The 21,335-nt window shown below is 71.9% G+C and carries 18 protein-coding genes; 3 read left to right on the forward strand and 15 right to left on the reverse strand.

Annotated features, from left to right (window positions below; translation table 11 throughout):
- Positions 1–27: 27 nt before the first annotated feature.
- On the reverse strand, positions 28–1,446 hold the full coding sequence (locus HCN08_RS03720) for an ATP-binding protein (protein WP_167981395.1): 1,419 nt from the start codon (positions 1,444–1,446) through the stop codon (positions 28–30).
- 103 nt (positions 1,447–1,549) lie between these two features.
- The gene (locus HCN08_RS03725) at positions 1,550–2,527 is read right to left on the reverse strand and encodes an aldo/keto reductase (protein WP_167981396.1); all 978 of its coding nucleotides are present in this window, start codon (positions 2,525–2,527) and stop codon (positions 1,550–1,552) included.
- 306 nt (positions 2,528–2,833) lie between these two features.
- Between HCN08_RS03725 and HCN08_RS34710 the strand changes: the two genes are divergently transcribed.
- A complete protein-coding gene (locus HCN08_RS34710) occupies positions 2,834–3,376 on the forward strand; it encodes an acyl-CoA dehydrogenase family protein (protein ID WP_322974203.1) in 543 nt (180 codons plus the stop codon).
- A complete protein-coding gene (locus tag HCN08_RS03735) occupies positions 3,373–4,620 on the forward strand; it encodes a hypothetical protein (protein ID WP_167981397.1) in 1,248 nt (415 codons plus the stop codon). The genes HCN08_RS34710 and HCN08_RS03735 overlap by 4 nt, the downstream gene beginning before the upstream one ends.
- A 172-nt stretch (positions 4,621–4,792) precedes the next feature.
- On the opposite strand, the gene HCN08_RS03740 is transcribed toward HCN08_RS03735, so the two are convergent.
- The 13 genes from HCN08_RS03740 to HCN08_RS03805 form a co-directional block, all read right to left on the reverse strand.
- Positions 4,793–5,812 (reverse strand): ATP-grasp domain-containing protein, encoded by a 1,020-nt coding sequence (locus HCN08_RS03740; protein WP_167981398.1) that lies wholly within the window; start codon positions 5,810–5,812, stop codon positions 4,793–4,795.
- Positions 5,805–6,455, reverse strand: coding sequence for a GAF domain-containing protein (locus HCN08_RS03745; RefSeq protein WP_322974204.1), 651 nt, complete (start codon positions 6,453–6,455; stop codon positions 5,805–5,807). Before HCN08_RS03745 ends, HCN08_RS03740 begins: the two co-directional genes overlap by 8 nt.
- Positions 6,445–7,260: a S8 family serine peptidase gene (locus tag HCN08_RS03750; protein WP_167981399.1), complete on the reverse strand. Its 816-nt coding sequence runs from the start codon at positions 7,258–7,260 to the stop codon at positions 6,445–6,447. Before HCN08_RS03750 ends, HCN08_RS03745 begins: the two co-directional genes overlap by 11 nt.
- 61 nt (positions 7,261–7,321) lie before the next feature.
- Entirely contained in the window at positions 7,322–10,534 is a 3,213-nt protein-coding gene (locus HCN08_RS03755) for an ATP-binding protein (protein ID WP_322974205.1), read from the reverse strand.
- Positions 10,531–11,961, reverse strand: a complete 1,431-nt coding sequence (locus tag HCN08_RS03760; protein WP_167981401.1) for an MFS transporter — start codon at positions 11,959–11,961, stop codon at positions 10,531–10,533. Before HCN08_RS03760 ends, HCN08_RS03755 begins: the two co-directional genes overlap by 4 nt.
- A complete protein-coding gene (locus HCN08_RS03765; RefSeq protein WP_167981402.1) occupies positions 11,958–12,860 on the reverse strand; it encodes a DUF6895 family protein in 903 nt (300 codons plus the stop codon). Before HCN08_RS03765 ends, HCN08_RS03760 begins: the two co-directional genes overlap by 4 nt.
- A complete protein-coding gene (locus tag HCN08_RS03770; protein ID WP_167981403.1) occupies positions 12,857–14,068 on the reverse strand; it encodes a radical SAM protein in 1,212 nt (403 codons plus the stop codon). The genes HCN08_RS03765 and HCN08_RS03770 overlap by 4 nt, the downstream gene beginning before the upstream one ends.
- The gene (locus HCN08_RS35035; RefSeq protein WP_240969744.1) at positions 14,065–16,194 is read right to left on the reverse strand and encodes a glycosyltransferase; all 2,130 of its coding nucleotides are present in this window, start codon (positions 16,192–16,194) and stop codon (positions 14,065–14,067) included. The genes HCN08_RS03770 and HCN08_RS35035 overlap by 4 nt, the downstream gene beginning before the upstream one ends.
- Positions 16,195–16,300: 106 nt before the next feature.
- Positions 16,301–16,441, reverse strand: coding sequence for a hypothetical protein (locus tag HCN08_RS03785; protein WP_167981404.1), 141 nt, complete (start codon positions 16,439–16,441; stop codon positions 16,301–16,303).
- 50 nt (positions 16,442–16,491) lie between these two features.
- Positions 16,492–18,261 carry an AfsR/SARP family transcriptional regulator gene (locus HCN08_RS03790; RefSeq protein ID WP_167981648.1) on the reverse strand — a complete coding sequence of 590 codons (1,770 nt, stop codon included), beginning with the start codon at positions 18,259–18,261 and terminating at the stop codon, positions 16,492–16,494.
- Between the two features lie 2 nt (positions 18,262–18,263).
- Positions 18,264–18,455, reverse strand: a complete 192-nt coding sequence (locus tag HCN08_RS03795) for an aroma-sacti cluster domain-containing protein (RefSeq protein ID WP_167981405.1) — start codon at positions 18,453–18,455, stop codon at positions 18,264–18,266.
- A 680-nt stretch (positions 18,456–19,135) separates the two neighbouring features.
- Positions 19,136–19,756 (reverse strand): hypothetical protein, encoded by a 621-nt coding sequence (locus tag HCN08_RS03800; protein ID WP_167981406.1) that lies wholly within the window; start codon positions 19,754–19,756, stop codon positions 19,136–19,138.
- Between the two features lie 9 nt (positions 19,757–19,765).
- Complete coding sequence (locus HCN08_RS03805; RefSeq protein ID WP_167981407.1) at positions 19,766–20,098, reverse strand: hypothetical protein; 333 nt, start codon at positions 20,096–20,098, stop codon at positions 19,766–19,768.
- Positions 20,099–20,181: 83 nt separating this feature from the next.
- Between HCN08_RS03805 and HCN08_RS03810 the strand changes: the two genes are divergently transcribed.
- On the forward strand, positions 20,182–20,490 hold the full coding sequence (locus tag HCN08_RS03810; RefSeq protein ID WP_167981408.1) for a hypothetical protein: 309 nt from the start codon (positions 20,182–20,184) through the stop codon (positions 20,488–20,490).
- Positions 20,491–21,335 lie beyond the last annotated feature (845 nt).

The following is a 21,335-nucleotide window of genomic DNA, read 5'->3' on the forward strand; positions in this document are numbered from 1 at the left end:
ATTGCCCGGTCGCCCAGGCCGCGCCGCTCACAGCGGCCATGCCGCCAGCAGGTCACCGGGCCCGTAGCCGGCGTCGAGCCCCGGGCAGTCGACTCCGCTGCGGGAGACCGCCACGACGGGAACGGGCTCGTCGGTGAGGGCGGCCCGGTGGCGGTGGAGGGCTGCCAGGTCGTGCCGGTCGAAGGGCGACTGCTCCAGCCACTTGATGGAGCCGACGAAGAGCAGTTCCTTGGCGATGGGGGCCCGGTCGGCCCCGACGATGTCGATCTCGACGTCATTGGTGCGGGTCCAGTAACCGCCCACCGCGGGGGCCGCGGGAAGCCGGTCGTCCGGCAGGAGCCGGGCGAGCGCCTCGCGGACGAGCGGCTCGATCGCCCGGCCGCGCCAGCTGGTCCAGCTCTCCCGGATCCGCGCCAGGGTCAGATCGCCCCGCCCCCGCTCGATCTCCTCCATGGACGGCCCGAGCAGGTGCAGCCAGAACCGCAGATAGGGATCCGCCACCCGGTAGCGGCGGTCCTTCGACGGACGCGGCGACACCGGCAGCTCCGCGGCGACGATCCGCTTGTCCGTCAGCAGCTCCAGCGCCCGGTGCAGGGGCGTGGCCGCGATATCGCCGGCCGCCCGGGCGATGTTGGTGAAGCTCCGCTCCCCGCTGCCGATGGCCGCCAGCACCGTACGCGCCTGGGCCTGCGGCGGGAACTCGGCGGCCAGCGAGCGCTCGGCCGACACCAGCAGGGCCGACACCGGATCGCTCAGCGCCTCACCGAGGAAGTCCCACAGCCCCGCACCCCGCGGCCACTCCGCGCAGATCAACGGCAGCCCACCGGTGACCAGCGCCGCGTCGAACGCCTGCGCCGGTTCCAGCCCGAGCATCCGGCCCACCTCGGCGGGGTTCAGCGGCCCCAGCACCATCTCCCGGCCCCGCTGGTGGAAGGGGCGGCCGTAGCCGTTCAGCGCCTCCATCATCGACAGGTCGGAGCCGATGAGGACGAGCAGCACCGGCCTGGTCTCCAGCACCCGGTCCCAGGCCCGCTGGAGCATGCCCTCAAACGCGCCCGCGTCATCCATCAGGTACGGCACCTCGTCGATGACCAGCACGCTCACCCGGTCGGCAGGCAGCGCCGCGGCCAGCACGTCGAACGCGGCGTCCCAGCTCTCCGGCCGCGCGGCGGCCACGAGCCCCGCCATCGGCAACGTCGACGCCTGGGCGTCCCGGGCCAGCCGCGCCAGATCGTCCCGAGGCGATGCCCCGGTGGCCGCGTAGAACAAAAACGGCGCCCCGGACCCCTCCGCAAACCGCTCGACCAGCCGCGACTTCCCCACCCGCCGCCGCCCCCGCAACATCACACACCGCCCGGGCCGCTCCCCCCCGACCCCCGCCGCCACCTTCCCCAGCTCCCGCTCCAACGTCGCCAGCTCCTGCCGACGCCCCACGAAGTCCACCATCCACCTGACTCCCGTCCACAGTACTAACAACAATGTTAGTAACATAGACGTTAGTAGATGCACTCGCCAGCCGGGGCCCGGCGGTACGGGCCGGGCGCGTTGCTCAGTGCCGGCGCGGGGCGAACGTCACGTAGCCCGTGCCGGACCCCGGGGGGACGATCGCGTCGATCGCGTCGAGGTCCTCCCCGGTCGGCTTCCACTGCACGGCCGCCGCGTTCGCAGCGACCTGCTCCGGGCGCGTCACGCCGGCGATGATCGTGTCGACCGCGGGCTGGGCCCGCAGCCCGCCGAGGGCGACGTCGAGCATCGTGATGCCGCGGTCCTCGGCGAAGGCGCGGAAGCCCTCGACGACGCCCCAGTCCGCACCGTCGAAACGTGCCGTCTCGGTCGCGAGGCGGGTGCCCTCGGGTGCCCTGTCGGCCTTCGCGTACTTGCCCGTCAGCAGACCGTAGGCGAGCGGGAAGTACGGCAGCAGGCTCATGCCGTAGTGCTCGACCGCCGGTACGAGCTCGGCCTCGGCGCTGCGGTTGTAGAGCGAGTACTCGTTCTGTGCCGTGATGAAGTGCTCGGACCCGAGGGCGTCGGCCACGAGCGCCGCGTCGGCGACCTCCCACGACGCGAGGTTCGAGCAGCCGATGTAGCGCACCTTCCCCGCCCGTACGAGATCGCTGAGCGCCTCCAGGGTCTCCTCGATCGGCGTGATGCGGTCGGGCGTGTGCAACTGGTAGAGGTCGATGTGGTCGGTGCCGAGGCGCGCGAGGGACCCCTCCACCGCGCGCGCGACATAGCCGCGGCTCGCCCGGTTCGCCAGGGCGCCCGGGTAGGTGTCGCCCATGTCCATGCCGAACTTCGTGGCGATGACGGCCTCGTCACGGCGGCTGCCGAGCGCTTTCCCCAGCATCGTCTCGGAGGCGCCTTGCGCGTAGCTGTCGGCGGTGTCGAAGAAGTTCACGCCGTTGTCGAGAGCGGCCCCGACCACAGCCGCGGTCTGCTCCTGGTCGATACGGCGCCCGAAGGCGTTGCATCCGATGCCGAGCCCCGAGACGACGAGACCGCTGCTTCCGAGAGGTGCGTAATCCATCCCCGGACGCTATCGCGCCCGCCCCCGCACCTCCACGTCGAAACGGACCCCTGGCCATGGGGCTGCCACCGGCCGCAAGCAGGCCGGGATCGTCCGGTCCCCGCCCGGCACGGGACCGATACCCGGCGCACCGGCAACCTCCATCGGCCCGAGCGCCACAGCCGCCGCCTGCGCAGGCGCGCCCGCGGTGGGGCGAAACTTTCGCCGGGCCATTGCGCCTTTGCCCCCTTCCGCGCCTCTGCTTCGATGACGTTCGGGCGGCGGACGACGTCCCCGCCCGTCCACCGCGAAGGGAGCACCGGCACCGTGACCTGGGCCTCGATCAGACCTGCCACCGCCTTCGGGCAGGCCGGCGGGCTTGCCGCCGCGGTATGGGGGCTGACGCACGAGCGGCTGTCGGTGGCGGCCCAGGTCGTGGGCAGCACGTCACGGGCTGTCGCGTCGGCCGCCGAGCACCTCCGCACACGGCGGCAGTTCGGGCGGCCCCTGATGGAGCACCAGGCGCTCAGGCTGCGCTTGGCGGAACTCTCCTCGCGGCTGACGGTCCTGCGGTTCTCGGTCTGGACCGCCGCCCAGGGCATGGCGGCCGGCGCCTGCGGGGCGCGCGAGGCCGTGCGCCGTGCGGCGGGGAGCGACGAGGCCGTCGTCGTCACGCACGGCCTGGTGATCACCCTGTGGCGGGCCCGGCTCGCGGGGCGTGCGCCGGACGAGGCCGAGTGGCGCGCGCTGCGCTTCCCCGACCTGCTCGCCTTCCCCGCCGCGGGGGTCCGTGCCTGGCTCGCCGGCGCCCGTCCCGCCCCCGGCGATCTCCCGCAACCACTCGACGACGATCGGAGCGAACTGCCGTGAAGGACCGCTTCACCGACCTCTATCCCGCAGGGGCGGCCGACCTGCCGGTGGCCGCCTCCCTCGCGGTGCCGCGCTTCCCGGCCGCCGCCGAGCGCCGCAACGACACGGGGGTGGACGCCTTCTACGCCGAGCGGCTCCTCGCGGCCTTCCGGGTGCCCGGCACCCCCGACCGGATCGCGCTGGTCGACAAGCTCTTCCCGCACGCCCGCTTCGACGCGATGTGGCTGGCCGCCGACGACGAGCCGCGCACCGCGACGACGGACATGGCGCGCGCCGGCCTGGAGCGCGTCCTGTCGCTGGGGAGGGATTTCGTCCGCTACGTCCGCTCGCCCGCGACCGCCGCGCGGTACGCGCTCGGCGACGCGGCCGTGCACCTGTGCTTCAACTACGACCGCGACACGGTGGACCGCGACAACGCGATGTTCTACGACAAGCGGTTCCACCTGCACATGAACTGCTGGCCCGAGCGGGATCTGGAAGGCCTGTCGGCCCAGCCCTACGGCTCGATCGCCGACCCGGTCATGCGGCGGCGGCTGATCGACCCGCTGGCGTACCTCGGCGCCCGGGTGCTGCGCGATCTGACCGGCCCCACCGTCGAGGGGCAGCCGACGGAGGTCGAACCGGACCGCGTCCCCGGGGCGCCGGTCGGCCTGGCCGTACGGCTGGCCGGCTGGGACGCGCTGGCCGGGCCCGTCGCGGCGGGGGTGCTGCGGACGCTGCACCGCGGCGCCGAGCAGGCGTACGCGGAGGTGCGCGCGGCCTTCGTCGGCTCGGCGGAGCCGTCGGGGGTGTGGCAGCGGCCGGCGCTGCTGCCGGAGGCGGAGGTCCGCAGGCGGCTCGCGGCGATCGGCTGGCTGGGCCCGGACACCGCGGCGGACCTGCTCACGCTGCGCAACGCCCTGCGCGATCTCGGGCCCGGGGAGATCGAGGCGGCCCGGGAGGACCCGCGCCGCGCGGTGCGCAGCGTGACGCTGGCGGGCCTGGACTACTCGGTGGGGATGTCGCAGGCCCCCGGCCCGGAGGACGCGCCGGTGCTCCTGACCCTGCAGCCCAGGCTGCTCGGGGACGTCGGCGGCGCGGGGCTGCCCCCGCTGCGCGGCCTGCGGGCGGTCCGGCTCGACCGCCGGTCGGGCGCGGTGATGACGGACGGGGAGATCGCCGAGCGCAGTGCGTTCCTCTTGGGCTACCTGGCCTCGCTCGGCCTCGGCGACACGGCGGTCCCGCCGGGCGGGAGGCAGGCGTGAAACTAAACCCGCTGACCGACTACAGCCGCCAGCGCCGACACGCCCTTGCCGCTACGACTGCGCCCTCACCGACCAGCAGACCGAACCCGAGCCGAGCCCCGCCGTCCAGCGCATCCGCCGCACGTTGACGCACAACGCCACGGCGCGTTCGCCTCCGCCACGGCGTGGGGGCTTAGGGGCCGGAGGCGTCTGCCGGACAGTTCTGGTGGGCCGGTGCGGCGCGGTGCAGTGTCGCGAGCATGGCGGACACTGCCGCGGTGACCGGGGTGGTGTGGGACTTGCGTTCCGCCCAGCGCCAGTCGCCGTCCGGGTTGACCTCCAGGAAAACCGGGGTTCCTGCGCGGAGCAGGAAGTCGAAGGCGCCGTAGTGGAGCGACATCGCCGTGGCTAGGCGGGTGGTGGCCTCGGCCACCGACGGGGGCGGGAGCACGGGGCTGACGTCCACGGTGTCGGGCGCCAGCCAGAGTGCGGCGGCCGAGCCCTTGTCGATGCGGAACGCGTGGAGCTGCCCGGCGACGTAATAGACCCTCAGCTCCGCCTCGTGTTCCACGTACTCCTGCACGATGACCGGTGGCCCCAGGCCGGTGGACGGCGTGTGCTGTTCGACGACGACGGGGAACACCCCGCGCAGTCGCCCGGGTTCCGACTCGACGAAGTGCCTGTGCGCGGCCTTGACCACCAGCCGCCGGCAGCCGAATTCCGCGAAGGCGCGGTACGGGTCGGTGGTCACCAATGTGCGTGGCACCGCCACCCCGTGGCGCCGGGCGAACTCCAGCTGAGCCAGCGGCGCCGGTGCGGAAGCAAGCAGGCTCGTCCCTGAGATGCCGGCCAGCGAGACCGCTGCCGCCTGCCAGGACTCCCGTTGGAAGGCAATCTGCGCGGGGTCCCCCGTGCCCTCGATCGCGGTGGGGGCGAAGTGCCTGATCCAGGTCACGGTCGGCGTCAGCCGGCGCCCGTGCAGACGGGCCGCACGCTGCTGCGGATCCACCGTGAGGCCGCTGTCCGCGAGTTCGTCGGCGTTCAGCCGCGCCGTCCGGATCCCCACGCCGGCGAGCAGGCTCTCCACCGCGTCGAGGTCCGCATCGCAGGCCCGGCTGAGCAGGACGACGGCGGGCTCGGCCCGTGGCCGTACGTCAAGGGTGTGGTCGGGGGATGTGAGCTGGGAGAGGAAGTCCGGGGGGCCGTCAGCCATCGCCGTCGGCGAGCGTGTCGGCGAGCAGGTCGTCGGCCATCATCAGCAACCGGGTGACCGTCGCGCCCACCTTCTCGTCGGCCCGCGGCAGCCGTTCCGCCACTCGTTGCAGCAGGGGTGACAGATCGTGCCCGGTCCTCGGCGCGGCGGCTCGCTCCGCCTCGCTCCTGCGGAGCTGGACGATCACCTCCAGTACGGTGGCCATCTCGATCGCAAGCAGGCCGAGGGAGGCCATGTCCCCGAGGTCGGAGCGCGGGCGGCTGTCCCGGTCCAGTATCTCCAGCACTCCGATGCAGTCGCCGTCGCAGATCAGCGGCGCGGCCATGATGCTGCGCGGCACATAGCCGGTGGATTCCGCTGCGTCACGGGCGAACTGGGGGTTGTCCGTGACGTCGTCCACCACCAGCGGCTGCCCGGACACCATCACCCACCCGGCGATCCCGGTACCACCGGGGAAACGTGAGCCCAGCAGGTGGCGCTCGCCCTCGCCCGCCACAGCCTCGAAGACCAGGTCCCCGCTGGCCGGGTCCACCAGCATCACGGAGGTGGCCGCCGCGCCGAAGACGCTGCGGGCGACTTCCACGATGGACTGCAGCAGTCTGCGCTGCGGGATACCCGCGCTTTCCAGCACATCAGTCGACACGCGCGCCTCCATCTCCATCGGGTACGGCTACGTTCTCGGCGGCCAGGTAGAGGACGGACTTCAGCTGGAACGGGGTGAGCCAGCGGTGTTTGCTGAGGATCAGCGCGCAGATGCCGGCGATGTGCGGGGTCGCGAAGCTGTTCCCTGTGGTGAGGATCCGCCGGCCACCGAGTCCGGCGACCGGCACCCGGACACCGCGGGCGTAGAACTCGACCGGTGGCGCGGGGTTGTAGTAGTACGTCATCGGGTCGGGGTTGTCGTGGCTGGCGACGGAGATGACCGAGGGGAAGCGCCACGGGTAGCTGTGCACGGGCATGTTGTGGGCGGAGGCGACGATCACACAGCGCCGGAAGTAGGCGGAGTCCGCGAGGTCGCGCAGGGCGGCGCGGAAGTCGGTCCGGGTGGTCGACAGGCTCATGTTGATGACGTCGAAGCCCTGCTCGACGGCCCAGCCAAGACCGGTCAGCAGGGCGGCGCCGCTGCCGGTCTTGCCGCTGGACAGCACGCGTACGGAGGTGAGCAGGGCGGCGGGGGCCACGGAGCGGATCACGCTCGCGCAGGCTGTGCCGTGCCCCGCGTTGTCCACCGGGTCCGTCGGTACGACCTTGAGGCCGCCGTCCTCGTCGGCGATCACGTCCACGGCGCCGTCCAGGCCGCCGACCAGGGGATGGTCGGCCTCGACGCCGCTGTCGAGCAGGCACACCCGGATCCCGGAGCCGTTCGCGCCGCCCCAGGCCCAGTCGGGGGTGACCGTCCCGAGGGGGCTGACGTCGAACCGTTCCTCCGGCATCGCGGAGGCGGGCATGCTCCATGCCGGGACGCCCGGGAAGTGATCGCGCGGCGGCCTGCGCCACGGTGTGCCGGTGTCAGTCAACGATGCCTTCTTCCTTCCTGGCGGTGAGCCAGTCCCGCACCCGGGCCGCCGGCAGCGCGGCGCCCTTCGCCTCGAACTTCGCCAGGGCGGTGGCGGCTTCCTCGGTTGCCCGGCCGGTCGCGCCGGCGGCCCGCAGGACGATCGCCAGGTCGAAGAACGTCTCACCGGCCAGGGCGAGGTCGTCCGAGCGGGCGGCGAGGGCGCAGGCGGCGGTTGCTTCGGCGAGGGCGTCGTCGTGGGCGCCCCGGGCCGAGGCGATCCGGGCGCGCAGCGCGGCGAAGGCGATCCGCGTACGGGGGCCCGGGGCCACGTCGCCGGTGCCCGCCCCCTCCGTGCCCAAGGTGCCCGCCCCCTCCGTGCCCCCGGTGCCCGCCCGGTCGAGGGCGCCCGCCGCGGCGGCGAGCTTGCCCTGGGCGAAGAGTTCCCTGGCTATCGCGATCTCCGTGCCCCTGGTGTCGGGGGCCTTCTCCGCCGAGCGGAGCACGTCCAGGCTCTGCCGGTAGCGGGCCTCCGCCACCTCGTGCTCCCCGGCGAGCGACGCCACGTAGCCGGAGGCGTCCAGCACCACCGCATCGGCCAGGTCGAGATGGACGTCCCTTGCGTACCCGAGGGCCTCGGCCAGTGTGCTCCTGGCCCCGGTGATGTCCCCGCCGAGTGCCTGCAGCCGCGCCCGCGTCACCAGGACGGGCATCAGCAGCACCCGCGCGGCTGCGAACCGTTCGGAGAGCAGGGTGCACAGCTCAAGCCCGGCGGCAACGGGTGTCGGCGACCACTGCGCCAGCTCGCAGCGGGCGCACAGCAGCAGGTCCTGCTGGTAGCCGTCGTTCAGCGCCCGCGCCCGGTCCAGTCCGCGGCCGATCAGCTTCTCCGCCGAGGCCGCGCGCTCTGCGGTGAGTTCGACGTACGCCTGGAGCTGGTGCAGCCGGCACCAGCTGAGGTCGTCCCCGGGGTCGAGTCCCGCGGCGATCTCCGCCGTCTGCTCTGCCACCACCGCGGGCGGGGTGAGGCCGAGCCGGAGCGCGACGATCCCGCGCTGGATCGCGCGGGTGGCCGCGGCGGCGGGGTCGTCCGGCTGAGCGGCTTCCGCGGCGGCGAGGGCACTGTGACAGCACTGCTCGTCCTGGAGCCAGATGCCGGCGTCGCAGATGTTCAGGGCCAGCGGGGTGTGACGGCGATCACCGGGCGCCAGCAACTCCCGTCCACGTCCCAGCAGTTGGATTGCAGCCGGGAGGTCCTTGCGGGCGAGCGCGCTCATCCCCTCCCGGATCAGCGTGTCCGCGGCGACCCCGGCAAGGCGCGGCAGGCGCCGGTCGCCGGGCCGCAGCTGCCAGCGCAGTTCCCGGGTGGCCTCGACATGGACCGCCACCGCCATCGCGTCCGGCGGCTGCTCGTCGGCGAGCTGGTCGGCCAGAAAGCCGTGCCACTGCTCGCGGCGGCTCTTGGGAATGAACTCGTACGCCGTGTCGCGCAGCAGGGTCTGCGTGAACCGGATGGTCCCGGCCGACCCGCGTTCGAAGATCCGCCGCCGGGTGAGCCGCGCCAGGTAGCCGTCTGTCGCGGCGTCGTCGATCCCGTCCGTGCCGGCCATCGCCCGGAGCAGTTCCGGGGTGAACTCGCGGCCGATCACGCCGGCCATCTCCAGCAGGGTGCGCTCGGTGCCGGGCAGCTGGTCCAGCCGTGCGCCCAGCATCGCCTGGGTGGTGGGCGGGATATGGGTGCTGGGGCTGGTCTCGGCGAAGACGTCCAGGAGCTGCTCGGCGAAGAGCGGGTTGCCGTCGCAGAGGGCGACGACGCGGCGCAGCAGGTCCGGTCGGTCACGGAGGTACGGATCGTTGCGCGGTGCCAGTCGGTCGGCCAGCTCCGCCGTCTCCTCGTCCGTCAGCGGCCCGAGTTCCAGCGTCGTGGCCCGCGCGTTTCTGCCGCCCCAGGAACTGCGGAGGTCGAGCAGTTCGTGGCGGGCCACGCAGAGCAGCAGGACCGGGACGTCCTGCAGCCAGGTCGCGATGTCGTCGATGAGGTCGAGGAGGGTGGGCTCGGCCCAGTGGAGGTCCTCCCAGATCATGATCACGGGCTTCTCGCGGCCGAGGACCTTCAGCAGGTGCCGGACCGCGCAGGCGATGTCCTCGACGCCGACGTGGCCGGGCCGGCCGTCGTGGCCGGTGCTGTTCCCGTCTCCGCCGTCCCGGCCGGGGATCGCCCTGAGGGCGCGCACCACCAGGTTCTGCGCCGCCCCGCGGCCCCCGCCGGAATCCGCCTCCACCAGCCGGACCAGCTCCGGCCATCCGCCGGGAAAGGACCCCAGTATCTCGGCCAGCGGCTGGTAGGTGATGCCCCTCCCGTACGGCGAGCAGTGCCCGGTGAGTACGGTCGCCGCGCCTTCCGGCAGGTCGGCGAGGAACTGCCGTACGAGCCGCGACTTGCCGATCCCGGGCTCGCCGACGACCGTCGCGAGGCACACGTGCCGGTGCTGCCGTACCCGCCGGAACCGGTGCTCCAGCTCCTCCCGCTCGTCGTCCCGGCCGATGAACGGGACCGCCGGCAGGGGGTTGTCCTCGGCCGGCGACCGGTCGGTGATCCGCCAGGCCGGCACCGCACGGGCCTTCCCTTTCAGCCGCAGCGGCGCGACCGGCTCGACGCCGATGCGCCCCCGCACCACGGCCGCGGTGTCGGCGCAGAGCAGCACCTCGCCCGGCTGGGCGGCCGTCTGCAACCTGCTGGCGGTGTTGACCGAATCCCCGATCACCCGGAATTCGTCTCCCACGGTCGATACCACCACGACGTCACCCGTGCAGATCCCGGCCCGCGCCTGGAGCCGCACCCCGTAGTCGGCGCTGAGTTCCGCGCTGAGCCCTTCGAGCGCCGCGAGTGCTTCGGTGGCCGCCCGCGCTGCGCGCAGCGTGTCGTCCTCGTGTGCCACGGTGGCGCCGAAAGCGGCGAGGATCGCGTCGCCGATGAACTTCTCCACCGCCCCGCCGTGCTCTGCGATGCACGCCCCGCAGCTGGCGAAGTACCGGTCCATGACCTGCCGCAGCGGCTCGGGGTCCAGCCGCTCCGCGAGAGCCGTCGAGCCGACGAGGTCCATGAAGAGCATGGACACCCGTTTACGGGTCTCCCGCCGTGGCGCGTCAACGGCCAGCGACGCCCCGCAGCCGGCGCAGAAGCGGTCGGAGTCGGCAGGGGTGCGCCCGCAGGCGGCGCAGTTCACGGGCTGGCCTTCACGGCCGCCACCGGGCCGGGCGCCGGGGCCGGTGCGGCCTCGGTGTCGGGGAGGGCGATCCGGGCGTAGACACCGGCGGCCACGACGAGCACACCGGCCCCCGCGATGATGGTGTCGACGGGAGTGAAGTGCATGCCCGCGACCGTACGGCCGAAGTGCGGGAGTCCGCCGCCGGCCAGCCAGCCCGACAGGGCTGCGGCCAGCAGCGAGGACAGCCGGGTCAGCGGGTAGAACACGGCGACGACCCGGCCGCGGAACTCCCGGGTGGTCGCCGCGAGGAGCAGCGGGGACATCGCGGTGTTCAGCATGGTGAGCGGGATGGCGAATGCCAGCATCAGGGCGAGGCCGGCGACGACGTTGTCCTGCCGCGAGTAGACGAACAGCAGCGTGCCGGTGATCAGCAGGCCGATCCAGGTGGTCCGGCGGGCGCCGATCAGCTTCACCGCCCGGCCCGCGCCGAGCGCACCGGCGATGCCGCCGAAGCCCATGGCCATGCCGAAGTAGCCGAACTGCTCGGCGGAGCCGTGCAGGTTCCCGGTGACGAAGAAGACGTTCAGCGTGCTGAGGGCGCCCATCCCGAGCTGCCCGATGACAGCCAGCATCAGCAGCGCGACGAGGAACCTGCTGCGGGCGAAGAAGCTCAGCCCGGCCCGGAACTCGGTCAGCAGGCCGGTACGTTTCCTGCCTTTCCCCGCGCCGGGGGCAGCGGCAGGCTCCGGGACGTCCGTGGCCCCCGGCTCCCCCTCCGGCGCGGACACGGCCACCGGTTCCGGCACGGGCGCCGGTTCGGGCACGGGCGCCGCCGGAATGTCCACCGACCGGATCGCGATGTACGACACGAGATACGACACCGCATTGAGCAGCAGCGCCCACTCCAGCCCCACGGTGAAGAGCAGCGGCGCGGCCAGCGGCGGCCCTATGATCCACGCGGTCTGGGCCGTCGCCTGCGCGATGCCCGCCGCACGGGCTCGGTCGGCCTCCCCGTTCACCATGTCCGCGATGACCGCGAAACGCGCCGGGGTGAAGAACTGCCCCGTCGAGTTGAGCACCAGCACCGCCACGTAGATCAGCGTCAGCCACACGGCGACCGGCATCGCGTGGACCGGCAGCAGCGACACCGCGGTCAGCATCGCCACGATCGTCCCACGGAGCACCTCGGTGCCGAGCATGGTGGCGCGCTTGTTCCAGCGATCGACGAAGACGCCCGCGACGGGCCCGACGAACAGCATCGCGGCACCGCCGGCCAGCAGCACCCCGCTGACCGCCTGCGGCGCCCACGATTCGCCCTTGGCCAGCACCGTGGCCACCCACAGCACCAGGGTCGTGCTGAACACCGCGTCGCCGACGGTCGACACGGCCTGCCCGAACCACAGCCGGGTGTAGCTGGGACTGATCAGTACCAGCCGCGCCCTCATCGGACACCCACCAGGAGGGTCATCAGCGCCGTCACCAGGGTGGTGTGGTACGCCTTCGCGAAGAAGAGAGGGCCTGACGCGTCGTCCCGGTCGGCAGCCGTACGTCCGGGAAGTGCCCCGCTGGGCAGCTGGGCGCGGGCCAGACAGCGCACCGCCGCAGCGCCCACGGCGGTGTCGAGCGGTGTGCCGCCCAGGCAGTGCCGGGCGGTGACCAGCTCCGCGGCCAGGTCCCACCAGTCGTGCCGGACGCAGTGCGCCAACTGCCGGTCGAGCAGGTCCGCCGCGGCTGTCAGGGCGTCAGGGGTCAGTCCCGGGGCGGTGCGGCCGAAGTCGGTGAGGTACGACGCGGAGTGGGTCAGCGCGTACGCCCGGGGGACCGTGACCGGGGGCTCCGGCGGCTGTCCCGCGGGGGCGGCCGGCAGCGTGACGAGTACGTTCTTCTCGACGAGGTCCTCGTACGGCTCGATCGTGTGGCGAACCCCCGCCTTGTCCGCGTAGAAGCGCAGCTCCAGCCGGTGGTACGGCAGCCACCTCTCCGGCGGCAGGTCCTCGGCTGTCGGCGGCGCACCGCCGGCCCAGGGGTCCACCCCGTGCGGTGCCAGGGCGGCAGCCACCAGGCGGTAGGCGGCGGCGGCCTCGGGCTCGGCGGTGAGCAGGCCCAGGAAGCCGGGATGCTGCCATACCCGGCGCAGCAGGGCGTTCGCCTTGTCCAGCCGGGCGTCCTGACCGTCGTGCCGGGACCAGCAGTGGCACAGCAGCGCCAGCTCCAGCGGGGCCTTCGCCCGGCGGAGGCCGGGAGTGCGGGGGTCGGCCTCGAACGGGTCGAAGGAGTCCAGGTTCTCGGCCAGCCACCCCAGGGTGCCCGCGGCCAGCTGTTTCAGATCCGCCTCGACACTCACAGGCGCCCCGTCTCGTCCAGGTGGTCGAGCAGCGCCGCGTCCACGGCGTCACGGAACGCCGCACGGGTCCGCTCGTTCTCGTTCTGCCGGTAGAGATCCTGGCAGCCGACCCAGCGCTCCCGGGTCACGGTGTCCGGCAGATAGCCCCCGGTCACGGTGCCGACCTCCCAGTCGGACCGTCCTGCGGTCTCCCAGCAGCTCGCCAGCGTGCCGTCGGCGCTGACCACCGCGCCGTACCGCCCGTCGCGGTAACCGCAGGTGGCGCACGGTCGGCGGGCCTGCGGCCGGGACACCCGGAAGCCGAGTTCGAGCGCTCTGCGCTGCCAGCGGCCGAAACGTGCCGACAGCTCGCCGGTGTAGAGCAGCTCGTTGGTGAAGCCGACGCCGACGTCACCGACCGGGGCGAAGTACAGCGTGCAACGGGAGGTGTCGAGCTCTGCGGCGAGCCGGTCGGTCAGTGTGTCGATGCCACCGAGCGTCTCCTGGGAGACGTTCACCCGCAGGGTCCAGCTGATCGTGGTGTCCTCGCAGGCCCGCGCGATGTTGCGGACGATGGTGTCGAAGGTCCCCCCGCCCTCCGCGCGCCGGATGCGGATCCGGTCGTGGTCGGGGCGGTCGCCGTCGAAGGTGACCTGCACGTGGTCGAGCCCCAGTCCCGCGAGCTCGCCTGCCAGCCGCGGGGTGAGCAGCGTCGCGTTGGAGATCATCCAGGCGGAGGTGGGGCCGAGGGTGCCGGCGGCCCGGCGCAGCAGTTCCAGGCAGCCACGCGGGTTGAGCAGCGGTTCGCCGCCGAAGAGCATGATCCGCAGCTTTTCCAGTCCGGCCACGGCCATCTGCCGTTCGGTGAAGCCGAGGATCGACGTGATGGTCGGTGTGGTCAGCCGCGCCCGGGCGATCCGCGGTGGGCGGCTGCCGCGGTCGGGGTCCGTGTCCTGGCCGGTGTTCTGGAAGCAGTATCCGCAGCCGAGGTTGCACTGGGTGCTGGTCAGCACGGTGAGGGAGTAGACACGCGGCAGCGGGGCGCTGCCGAGCAGCCCGCGCTCGCGCAACTGCCGCTCGGTGTCCGGCCGCAGCGTGCCGCCGGCCGTCAGATGCCCGTCGCGGAGCCGGGCGACGGCGCCGTTCGGGGCGAGAAACCACCAGTTGCGGCTGCCGCGGAGGATGCGGGCGCCGCCGGTCTGTACGGGGACGGTCGGTACGGAGGTCACCGCGCGGCCCCCCACGGTTCCGGGGTCCGGCCGGCCGGACCGGTGTCGTCCGGTCGGCGGTGGGAGATGATCAGTGCGGTCATCGCTGTCACCAGGGTCGTCTGGTACGCCGCCCGGAAGAATGCGGTGCCCCCCGCCGTCGTCCGCCCGGCAGCGGTCCGTCCGGGAATCGCCCCGTCGGCCGTCTGCGCACCGGCCAGCATCCGCAGCGCCGCCGCGTCGGTGCGCACCGGATCGCCGCCGAGACAGTGCTGGGCGAGCACGAGCTTCCCGGCCAGGTCCCACTCCCCCTGCTGCACGGACTGCTCGATGAACCGGTGCAGCACCGCCCGGGCGTGCTCCCGGGCGTCCTCCCCCAGGAGCGATTCCCGGAAGCCGAAGTCGGTGAGATAGAACGCGGTGTGCGCAGCGACGCACGGATCCGGGTCGTCTGCCTGCTGCCCGGACAGATACCGGGCGAGCTGACTGGCCTGATACAGAGCCTGGTACGAATCCAGGTGGTGGGCGGCGCCCGCGAGATCGGCGAAGAACCGGGTGGACAGCTGGTGGTACGGCGTCTTCCTGCGCGGTGTCAGATACCCCTCGGCGGCGATCCGCTGGAGCACCGCGCGTCGCAGGTTCCCGTCCGCGGGAGCGAGCGCCGCGTACGTCAGCTGGATCGGCCGCGCGTAGTCCGGGTCGGCGGTGAGCAGACCCGCGTACGCAGGCGAGCGCCAGGCGGATTCCACGGTCGCCCGCACCTCGCGCAGACCTGGGTGGGCCGGTGCGGCCTTTGCCCAGTAGCGGCAGAGCAGAGCGAGCTGCAGCAGTGCTTTGACCCGCGGGGTGACGGGCAGTTCGGCGCGGCCGGCGGGTGAGTCGAGATAGCCCGCGTGGACACGTATCCACTCCAGGGCGCCCTCTGCCAGCTGTCCGACCGGCGCGTGATCGGCCTTGTGCATACCCATGGTCTCCCTCGTGGCCGGGGACTGACGAGCCACCTGCTCGATCACATCGGCCGCACGCCCCGCGCTGTCTCCCGCGGCCAGCTTGCTGCCGAGGGCGCGGGCCCGCTCCCGCAGGCCCTCGTCCTGCCAGGCCGCCGCGAGCACGTCGGCGGGGTCGGCTGCATCCGGCAGATCGCGGTTCGGGAGGTACGCGGCCACGCCGGCCCGCAGGCAGGCCCCGGACAGCAGCGGCTGCTCGGAGCCGTTGGGTGAGACGGCCAGCGGGCGCCGGCGCAGCAGCGCGGCCAGGACAGGAGCGCTGGTGCCGCTGGTCAGCACCAGTCCGGCCGAGTCGATCAGCGGTCCCATCCACGGCTTGCGCACCAGCAGGATGTCCGCCCCGGGAGCAGGCCGCGGGTCGCTCGAACGGCCCTGCTCGACCACGGCCTGGAACCGGCCGCCGGTGAAGAGGGCGTTGAGGCGCGGCCATGGGTTCTTGCCCCCGAAGAAGCGGCCCAGGTGTACGTAGACCACGGGCTTGCCGGTGCGCGCCAGATGCGCCCGTACGGCTTCGACTTCGGCCGGGTCGGCGGCAGGCTCCCAGGCCAGCGGCCCGACCTGGTGCACTCGTGCGGGCAGCACCGCGCCGGGGTGTTCCAGCAGCGGGTCGCCGCGGAGCAGCAGCGCGTCGCCCGGCAGCGGGCTGCCCGCCCACCGGGAGGGCCGCGCGGCCAGGCCCGCCTGCTCACGGGTGTCTGCGTACCACCGCAGCATCTCGGCGGTCCGGTTGCCGCGGGGCCGTCCCCACTGCGGTTCGCCGGCACCGCCGGAGCGGTAGTCCCACAGATGGACCGAGAATCCGATGACCGCCACGGGGATGTCCAGGGCCTCGGCCGCCGCCAGCGGCCCGTTGCAGAGAACCGAGGTGACCAGCAGGTCGGCCCCCGACTGCCGGGCGGCGCGGGTGACCACCTGGTACTGCTCCAGGCCGGTGGTCCCCCACCAGGTGGGCGAGAAGGCCCGCCGTCCGCCGAAGTCCTCCGCCGCCGCGAACGGCAGCCCGGCCTCGGCGACGACGGGACCGGCCGCCGCGTGTCCGAGCACGCTGACCCGATGACCCCGCTGCTGCAGCCGGCGCCCGGCCGCGAGCGCCGGGTACAGGTAGCCGCCGCTGCTGTGCGGGCACAGCAGGATGTTCATGGGCCCTCCCGGCCGCCGCGGCTGGGGTGCGCTCGAAACGTGCGGAACGCACCCCAGGGCCACCCGGCCTCCGGCAGGAACTGCCGTCGGCCGGGTCACCAGTTGGTCAGAGCGCGGAACTGTTGTTCGTGACGCACCAGTCGGGCTCGACAACGCCCTCCTCGCCCAACTCGTGGGCGACGACCTCGACCTCCTCGGTCTCGGTGGCCTCGGTCTCGGCGCTCTCCGGGTTCACTTCCTCGGGCATGCTGTCCTCCTCAGCTCCAGCGGCATCCACGACACCGCCCCAGAAGGAAGCTAGGAGGCCCCGGTATGCAAACGACTTTCCACCGGTTCGAAAACGGTATGACGCCCGCTCACGAACACGGCGAAGGGCAGCCGCGGCATTTCGTACCGCACGGTTTCCGCGGCCTCCTCTCCGCCGACGACGGTGAGGATGCCGGCCTCCAGCAGCGTCTCCAGCAGCCGTATCGCCGTACCGGTCTCGGCCTCCAGAACCGCGGTCGCCTGCTGGAGCGTGAACACGGGCTCCGCCAGGGTGCCCAGCCGTAACACCGCCTGATGCGCCGGTCCCGGCAGGTCCCCGATCGCCTCGGTCAGCCGGGAGCGGACCGCCGGATCGCTCCCGCACAGCTCGTCGACCAGACCGCCGGGATCCGCGATCCGGGCCGCGTACTCGCGCAGCGGCACATGGCGCAGGAACGCCATCCGTTCCGCCGCCAGTCGCACCCCGAGCGGCAGCAGCCCGCACGCCGCGACCACACGCTCGGCGGACTCCCGGTCCGCGGTGACCCGGTCCGTACCGATCACCCGCCCGAGGAACTGCAGCGCCTCGGCCGGGGTGAAGGTGGAGAGCCGGATCCGGTACGCGCCCTCCAGACCGATCAGCGCCGACCGGGCCGTGACGATGACCGCGCTCTGCCCGGTCTCCGGCAGCAGCGGACGGACCTCGCACTCCCGTCGGGCATCGTCGAGGACGACCAGCGCCCGGCGCTGGGAGAGCCACGTCTGCCACTCCCGCCGCGGGTCGGCTCGCCCACCGGGCATCCTCGCCCTTGTGAACGGCAGCTGGGACACCACGTCCTCCAACGGCCGCAACCTGCCGTCCTCGCCGCGCAGCCGGACGAAGAAGCGGCCGTCCGAGAAGTGGTCGCCGAGCCGGTGCGCCACCCGTATCGCGAGCGCCGTCTTCCCGGCGCCGAGCGGGCCGCTCACCACCACCGGCCCGCTGCGCCCCCGGGTCAGCACGTCCACCACCTCGGCGGTCTCCGTCTCCCGCCCCGTGAGGTTCGGCAGGTCCCACGGCAGCAGGTTCGGCGCGTGCGCCCGCGCCCGGTGCGGCACTTCGAACCGGGGCTCGCTGTCCTCCTGCTCGCGCAGCAGCGACTGGTAGAACCGCCCCAGCGCCGGACTCGGCGGCAGCCCCAGCTCACGGGCGAGGGCCTGGCGCAGGTCGTCGTACACCGCCAGCGCCTCGGACCGCCGCCCCGCCCGGCACAGCGCCGTCATCTGCGCCATCCGCAGGCGCTCCCGCAGCGGATGGCGCTGCGCGATCTCGGTGAGCCGCTCGATCGCCGCGGCACCGCCGCCCGCCGCGATCTCCGCCTCCGCCCAGTCCTCCGAGACCTCCAGGAAGCGCCGTTCGAGCCGCCGCGCGGCATCCCCGATCAGCGGCACACCACGGAACCCGTCCAGCGCCGGCCCGCGCCACAGGTCGAGGGCCTCGGTCAGCGAGCCGGCCCGGGCCCGCTGCATGAAGGAGAGCGCGTCCAGCTCGTCAGCGGTTGCCTGGAGTACGTAACCACCGCGCTGATGGACGATCCGCGAACCGGTCCCCCCGTCCAGCAGCCGCCGTAACGCGGACACGTACACCTGGATGTTCTTGCGGGCCGTCCGCGGCGGATCGTCCGTCCACAGCACCTCGACCAGCACGTCCGACGAGACCCGCGCGTTGGCGTGGGCCAGCAGGGTGGCCAGCAGAGTCTGCTGCTTCCCCGATCCGGGGTCCACCGGGAAGCCGTCCCGGAGCACCTGCAACGGGCCGAGGATCCCGAAGCTCACGCCCATCGTCACGCCAGCTTGATGGCAGTGGAGTGACCCTCGACCTCCGCGTCCGAGACCGCGTCCAGCCTCATTTTCACGGAGTTGAGGACGGCGACCTCGTCCTCCGTGAGCTGCGCCAGCACATCGCGCTGCGCATCACTCAGCAGATCGACCGGATTGCCGGCCTGCCGCAGAGACGCGAGGGGATCGAAGTCCATGGTTGCCTCCGGTGTCGTATGTCGGCATGTCATGTACGGAGCCAGCTCAAAGTGCGTTCCCAGACGAACAGTTCCCGGATGCCGACCGGTCCCCCCGGGGGTCGGACTCCGGCATGCCGAGGCACGCGCAAGCGCAGCCTCGGGCGGTGACGCCCCCTCCCCCATGATGTTCCGCTTCTCACCACGGCACGTAACAACATCGTGACGCGTTCATGCTGACCTCGAATCCCGGGTGGTGGCAAGAGGCGAGCCCCAACTACGTGAACAGGCGCAAATCCCCCTGGCCGGTACGGCAGGGACGCCCTGCGGACCCGCGGCCGACCGCGGCAGCCCCACCCGCCCGCCCCCGCCCGACCGGAGCCCCCGGCCACGCCCCACCGGCTACCGCCGCCCTCTTCAGCCGACCTGTCGGCCCTGCCGGCTGTCACCAGCTCGACGTGGACTCGCCCAGCGGGAGTCGGCAGTGGCGGAGCCACGCTCGGGCAGCGGCCAGAGGCCGGCCAGGTCGCGGCGGAGCACCAGATTCCCCGCGAACCCGCCGGCCGGTGCGTCATGGTCGAACGTGACGACGCTGCGGCGCCCCAGTTCATCCAGCGCCGGCCCGACGCCGGACCGGCACCGGCCTTGCGACCGCCCCAACCATGGCGACACCACCCTTTGAAGGTAAGCAACCCGGTGGACTATTCAGCCAGGCCCATACGCTTCAGTTCCATCAGGCCGTCTCGAATACCTTCAAAATTCTTGGAACGCACCGGAGCGATCGCAACGTACGAGTCGAACGGTGTCAGCGAGAACCGTCCGCGATAGATTTCCGCAACTACGGGAAGGGGTTCGGGACATCTTTCGAAGGCGGACCGGCGCAGCAAGAACTGCGTGTCCTCATCCCTCCTGACAAGATCACCTGGAACCATATAGACAGAAGCATCCGAGAACTCGGCAGCAGAGATATCCAATGCCCAATCGACACCCTGATAGTACTCCACCATGGAATCCGTGAACGCCTGGGCCACACCAGCGGGAAGCGAGTAATGCGGAGGCACCGTAATGAACGAGCCGATTCTTCCCTTCAGCTCAACATGGCGAAATGTGCACGCCGCAAACTCGGTCAGCTTCGAAAAGGTGAGATTCTCGACGGAAATTTCCTCGAACCTCACCCCGTGCACAGAGCAGCCGACAGCCTTGCAGCGCCTCAGCCTCCCGGCGCGCACGACCACGCCGAGAGGGCTTTCGAAGTGGGCGATCGCACAGCCTCGGAACTCGACTCCTTCCAAGTCGAACCCTGACAGTTCGACACCCGCCACCTGCTCTTCCTACGGGATGTTGAAAATTTTCTTAATTTTGCAGAACGGAATCGTCTGATAGTCCAGGATATTTTCTCTTTGAGGGTACGAGCGCTTCAAATGGTCGGCAATCGACGTCTTGCTGCCACCCGTGATATCGACGGGGCGGGTGCTGGTGAACCCGAGGTGATGTCCCAGCAGCATCATGGCCAGCTCGGCGTCCCGGCTGCGGGCTTCCTCGCCCCACACGACGTTGTCAAGCATGGAGCGCACGCCGAGCTGAAGCGAGATGGCGTCCGCGTAGGTCCCGGCGAGATAGGACGCGCCTGCGTCGGCCTGTGCGGGTCGGCTGCAGCAGCTCACATCCCCACCCCCGCACCGGCAGCCCGGCCGGACCGGCGAGCCCAACGCACCCGGTGGTCCTGACGAAGGATCGGGGCTCGTCCGTGCTCTTCGGGGCGGCGCAGGTGTCGGCCACGTGGACGGTGATCGGCCAGGTCACCGACGGATCCGGGCCGGACGGAATGGCGGCAAATCCCCGCCGGGCCTTCGCCGCCCCCGACCTCAGCAGACGGGTCGCGTACGGCGCCGACGCCGTCCCGCACTCATGCGTCAACTGCGGCGGCACCATCGATCTCCGCATCGGCACCACCGTCGCACGGGTGATCACCGAACCCGACAGCGGCCCCACGTACGTTGCCCCGATGACGTTCGGAACGGTGCCATCTACGCCACAGGTGTCCGCTACACGTTGAAGCGGAACACCGGGCGCGGGGCAGTCACCTGCACAAACACGCCCGCCGGTGTCCGCATCCAGCACCGGTCCAGCACGATGAGTGTGCCGCCGGCGTGAGGTGTCGGAACTCCGGAGATCACTCCAGCCCCCGGTCAGCCCGAAGCCCCGATCACTTCGTCTTCGCTGACCAGTCGGTCCGGCTCCACCCCGAGGGCTTCGGCGACGGTCTCGCTCTCGGCCGGTGCGGCCCTCAGGTCTTCCATGATCTCCTGGGCGATCACTGCGGGCGGCAACTGGCTGTCCGCGTCGTCCAGTGATGTCGGGGTTGATCTGGTCGCGCACCACCGACTCGTCGTAAGCGAAGGGTTTGAAACGCCCCGACTCCAGCTCTCTGTGTGCGCTCGGTACGAGACTTGCCCGGCAGGTATGCGTCCACGAATCTCTTGAAGGCCAGCTCAGCGTAGAGGCCGTGGTGGTGTGGGGTTTACCACCGGCTCGCGGGGTCTTCTTGCCGAAGAACCGGACGTTCGTTTTCACGCCCCCGACGTAGAAGATGCCAGTGGCCACGCCGAAAGGGCTCGCTGCATCCGGCTTGAGCCCTTCGGCGTAGCTCGATGGGGCGGGCCGTGAGCCCCCTAGCCGACGTCTGGTACGCCAGGCTGCTCGTGCTGTCGGCGTGCTATAGGTCTAGACGGTAAAGCAGTTCGCCTGATTGGACGCAGAACTGGCAAAGGGACCGGCGGGATGTCGGCTGGAATGGTGCCGTCAGCATTGCCGTGCGGACACCCGGAAGCCATCGCTAGATTCACTCTGGCGATGGCATCAGACTATCATGGAAACACTTTGTTCCCTATTTAAGTAATC

Origin of the sequence: Actinacidiphila epipremni, assembly GCF_012034175.1 — a bacterium.
Lineage (GTDB): Bacteria > Actinomycetota > Actinomycetes > Streptomycetales > Streptomycetaceae > Actinacidiphila > Actinacidiphila epipremni.

What these genes read in the sequence shown, in the direction of transcription:
- HCN08_RS03720 (WP_167981395.1), bottom strand. Translation starts at nt 1,446, where the DNA reads ATGGTGGACTTCGTGGGGCGTCGGCAGGAGCTGGCGACGTTGGAGCGG.
- HCN08_RS03725 (WP_167981396.1), bottom strand. Translation starts at nt 2,527, where the DNA reads ATGGATTACGCACCTCTCGGAAGCAGCGGTCTCGTCGTCTCGGGGCTC.
- HCN08_RS03740 (WP_167981398.1), bottom strand. Translation starts at nt 5,812, where the DNA reads ATGGCTGACGGCCCCCCGGACTTCCTCTCCCAGCTCACATCCCCCGAC.
- HCN08_RS03750 (WP_167981399.1), bottom strand. Translation starts at nt 7,260, where the DNA reads ATGCCCGCCTCCGCGATGCCGGAGGAACGGTTCGACGTCAGCCCCCTC.
- HCN08_RS03760 (WP_167981401.1), bottom strand. Translation starts at nt 11,961, where the DNA reads ATGAGGGCGCGGCTGGTACTGATCAGTCCCAGCTACACCCGGCTGTGG.
- HCN08_RS35035 (WP_240969744.1), bottom strand. Translation starts at nt 16,194, where the DNA reads ATGAACATCCTGCTGTGCCCGCACAGCAGCGGCGGCTACCTGTACCCG.
- HCN08_RS03785 (WP_167981404.1), bottom strand. Translation starts at nt 16,441, where the DNA reads ATGCCCGAGGAAGTGAACCCGGAGAGCGCCGAGACCGAGGCCACCGAG.
- HCN08_RS03790 (WP_167981648.1), bottom strand. Translation starts at nt 18,261, where the DNA reads ATGGGCGTGAGCTTCGGGATCCTCGGCCCGTTGCAGGTGCTCCGGGAC.
- HCN08_RS03795 (WP_167981405.1), bottom strand. Translation starts at nt 18,455, where the DNA reads ATGGACTTCGATCCCCTCGCGTCTCTGCGGCAGGCCGGCAATCCGGTC.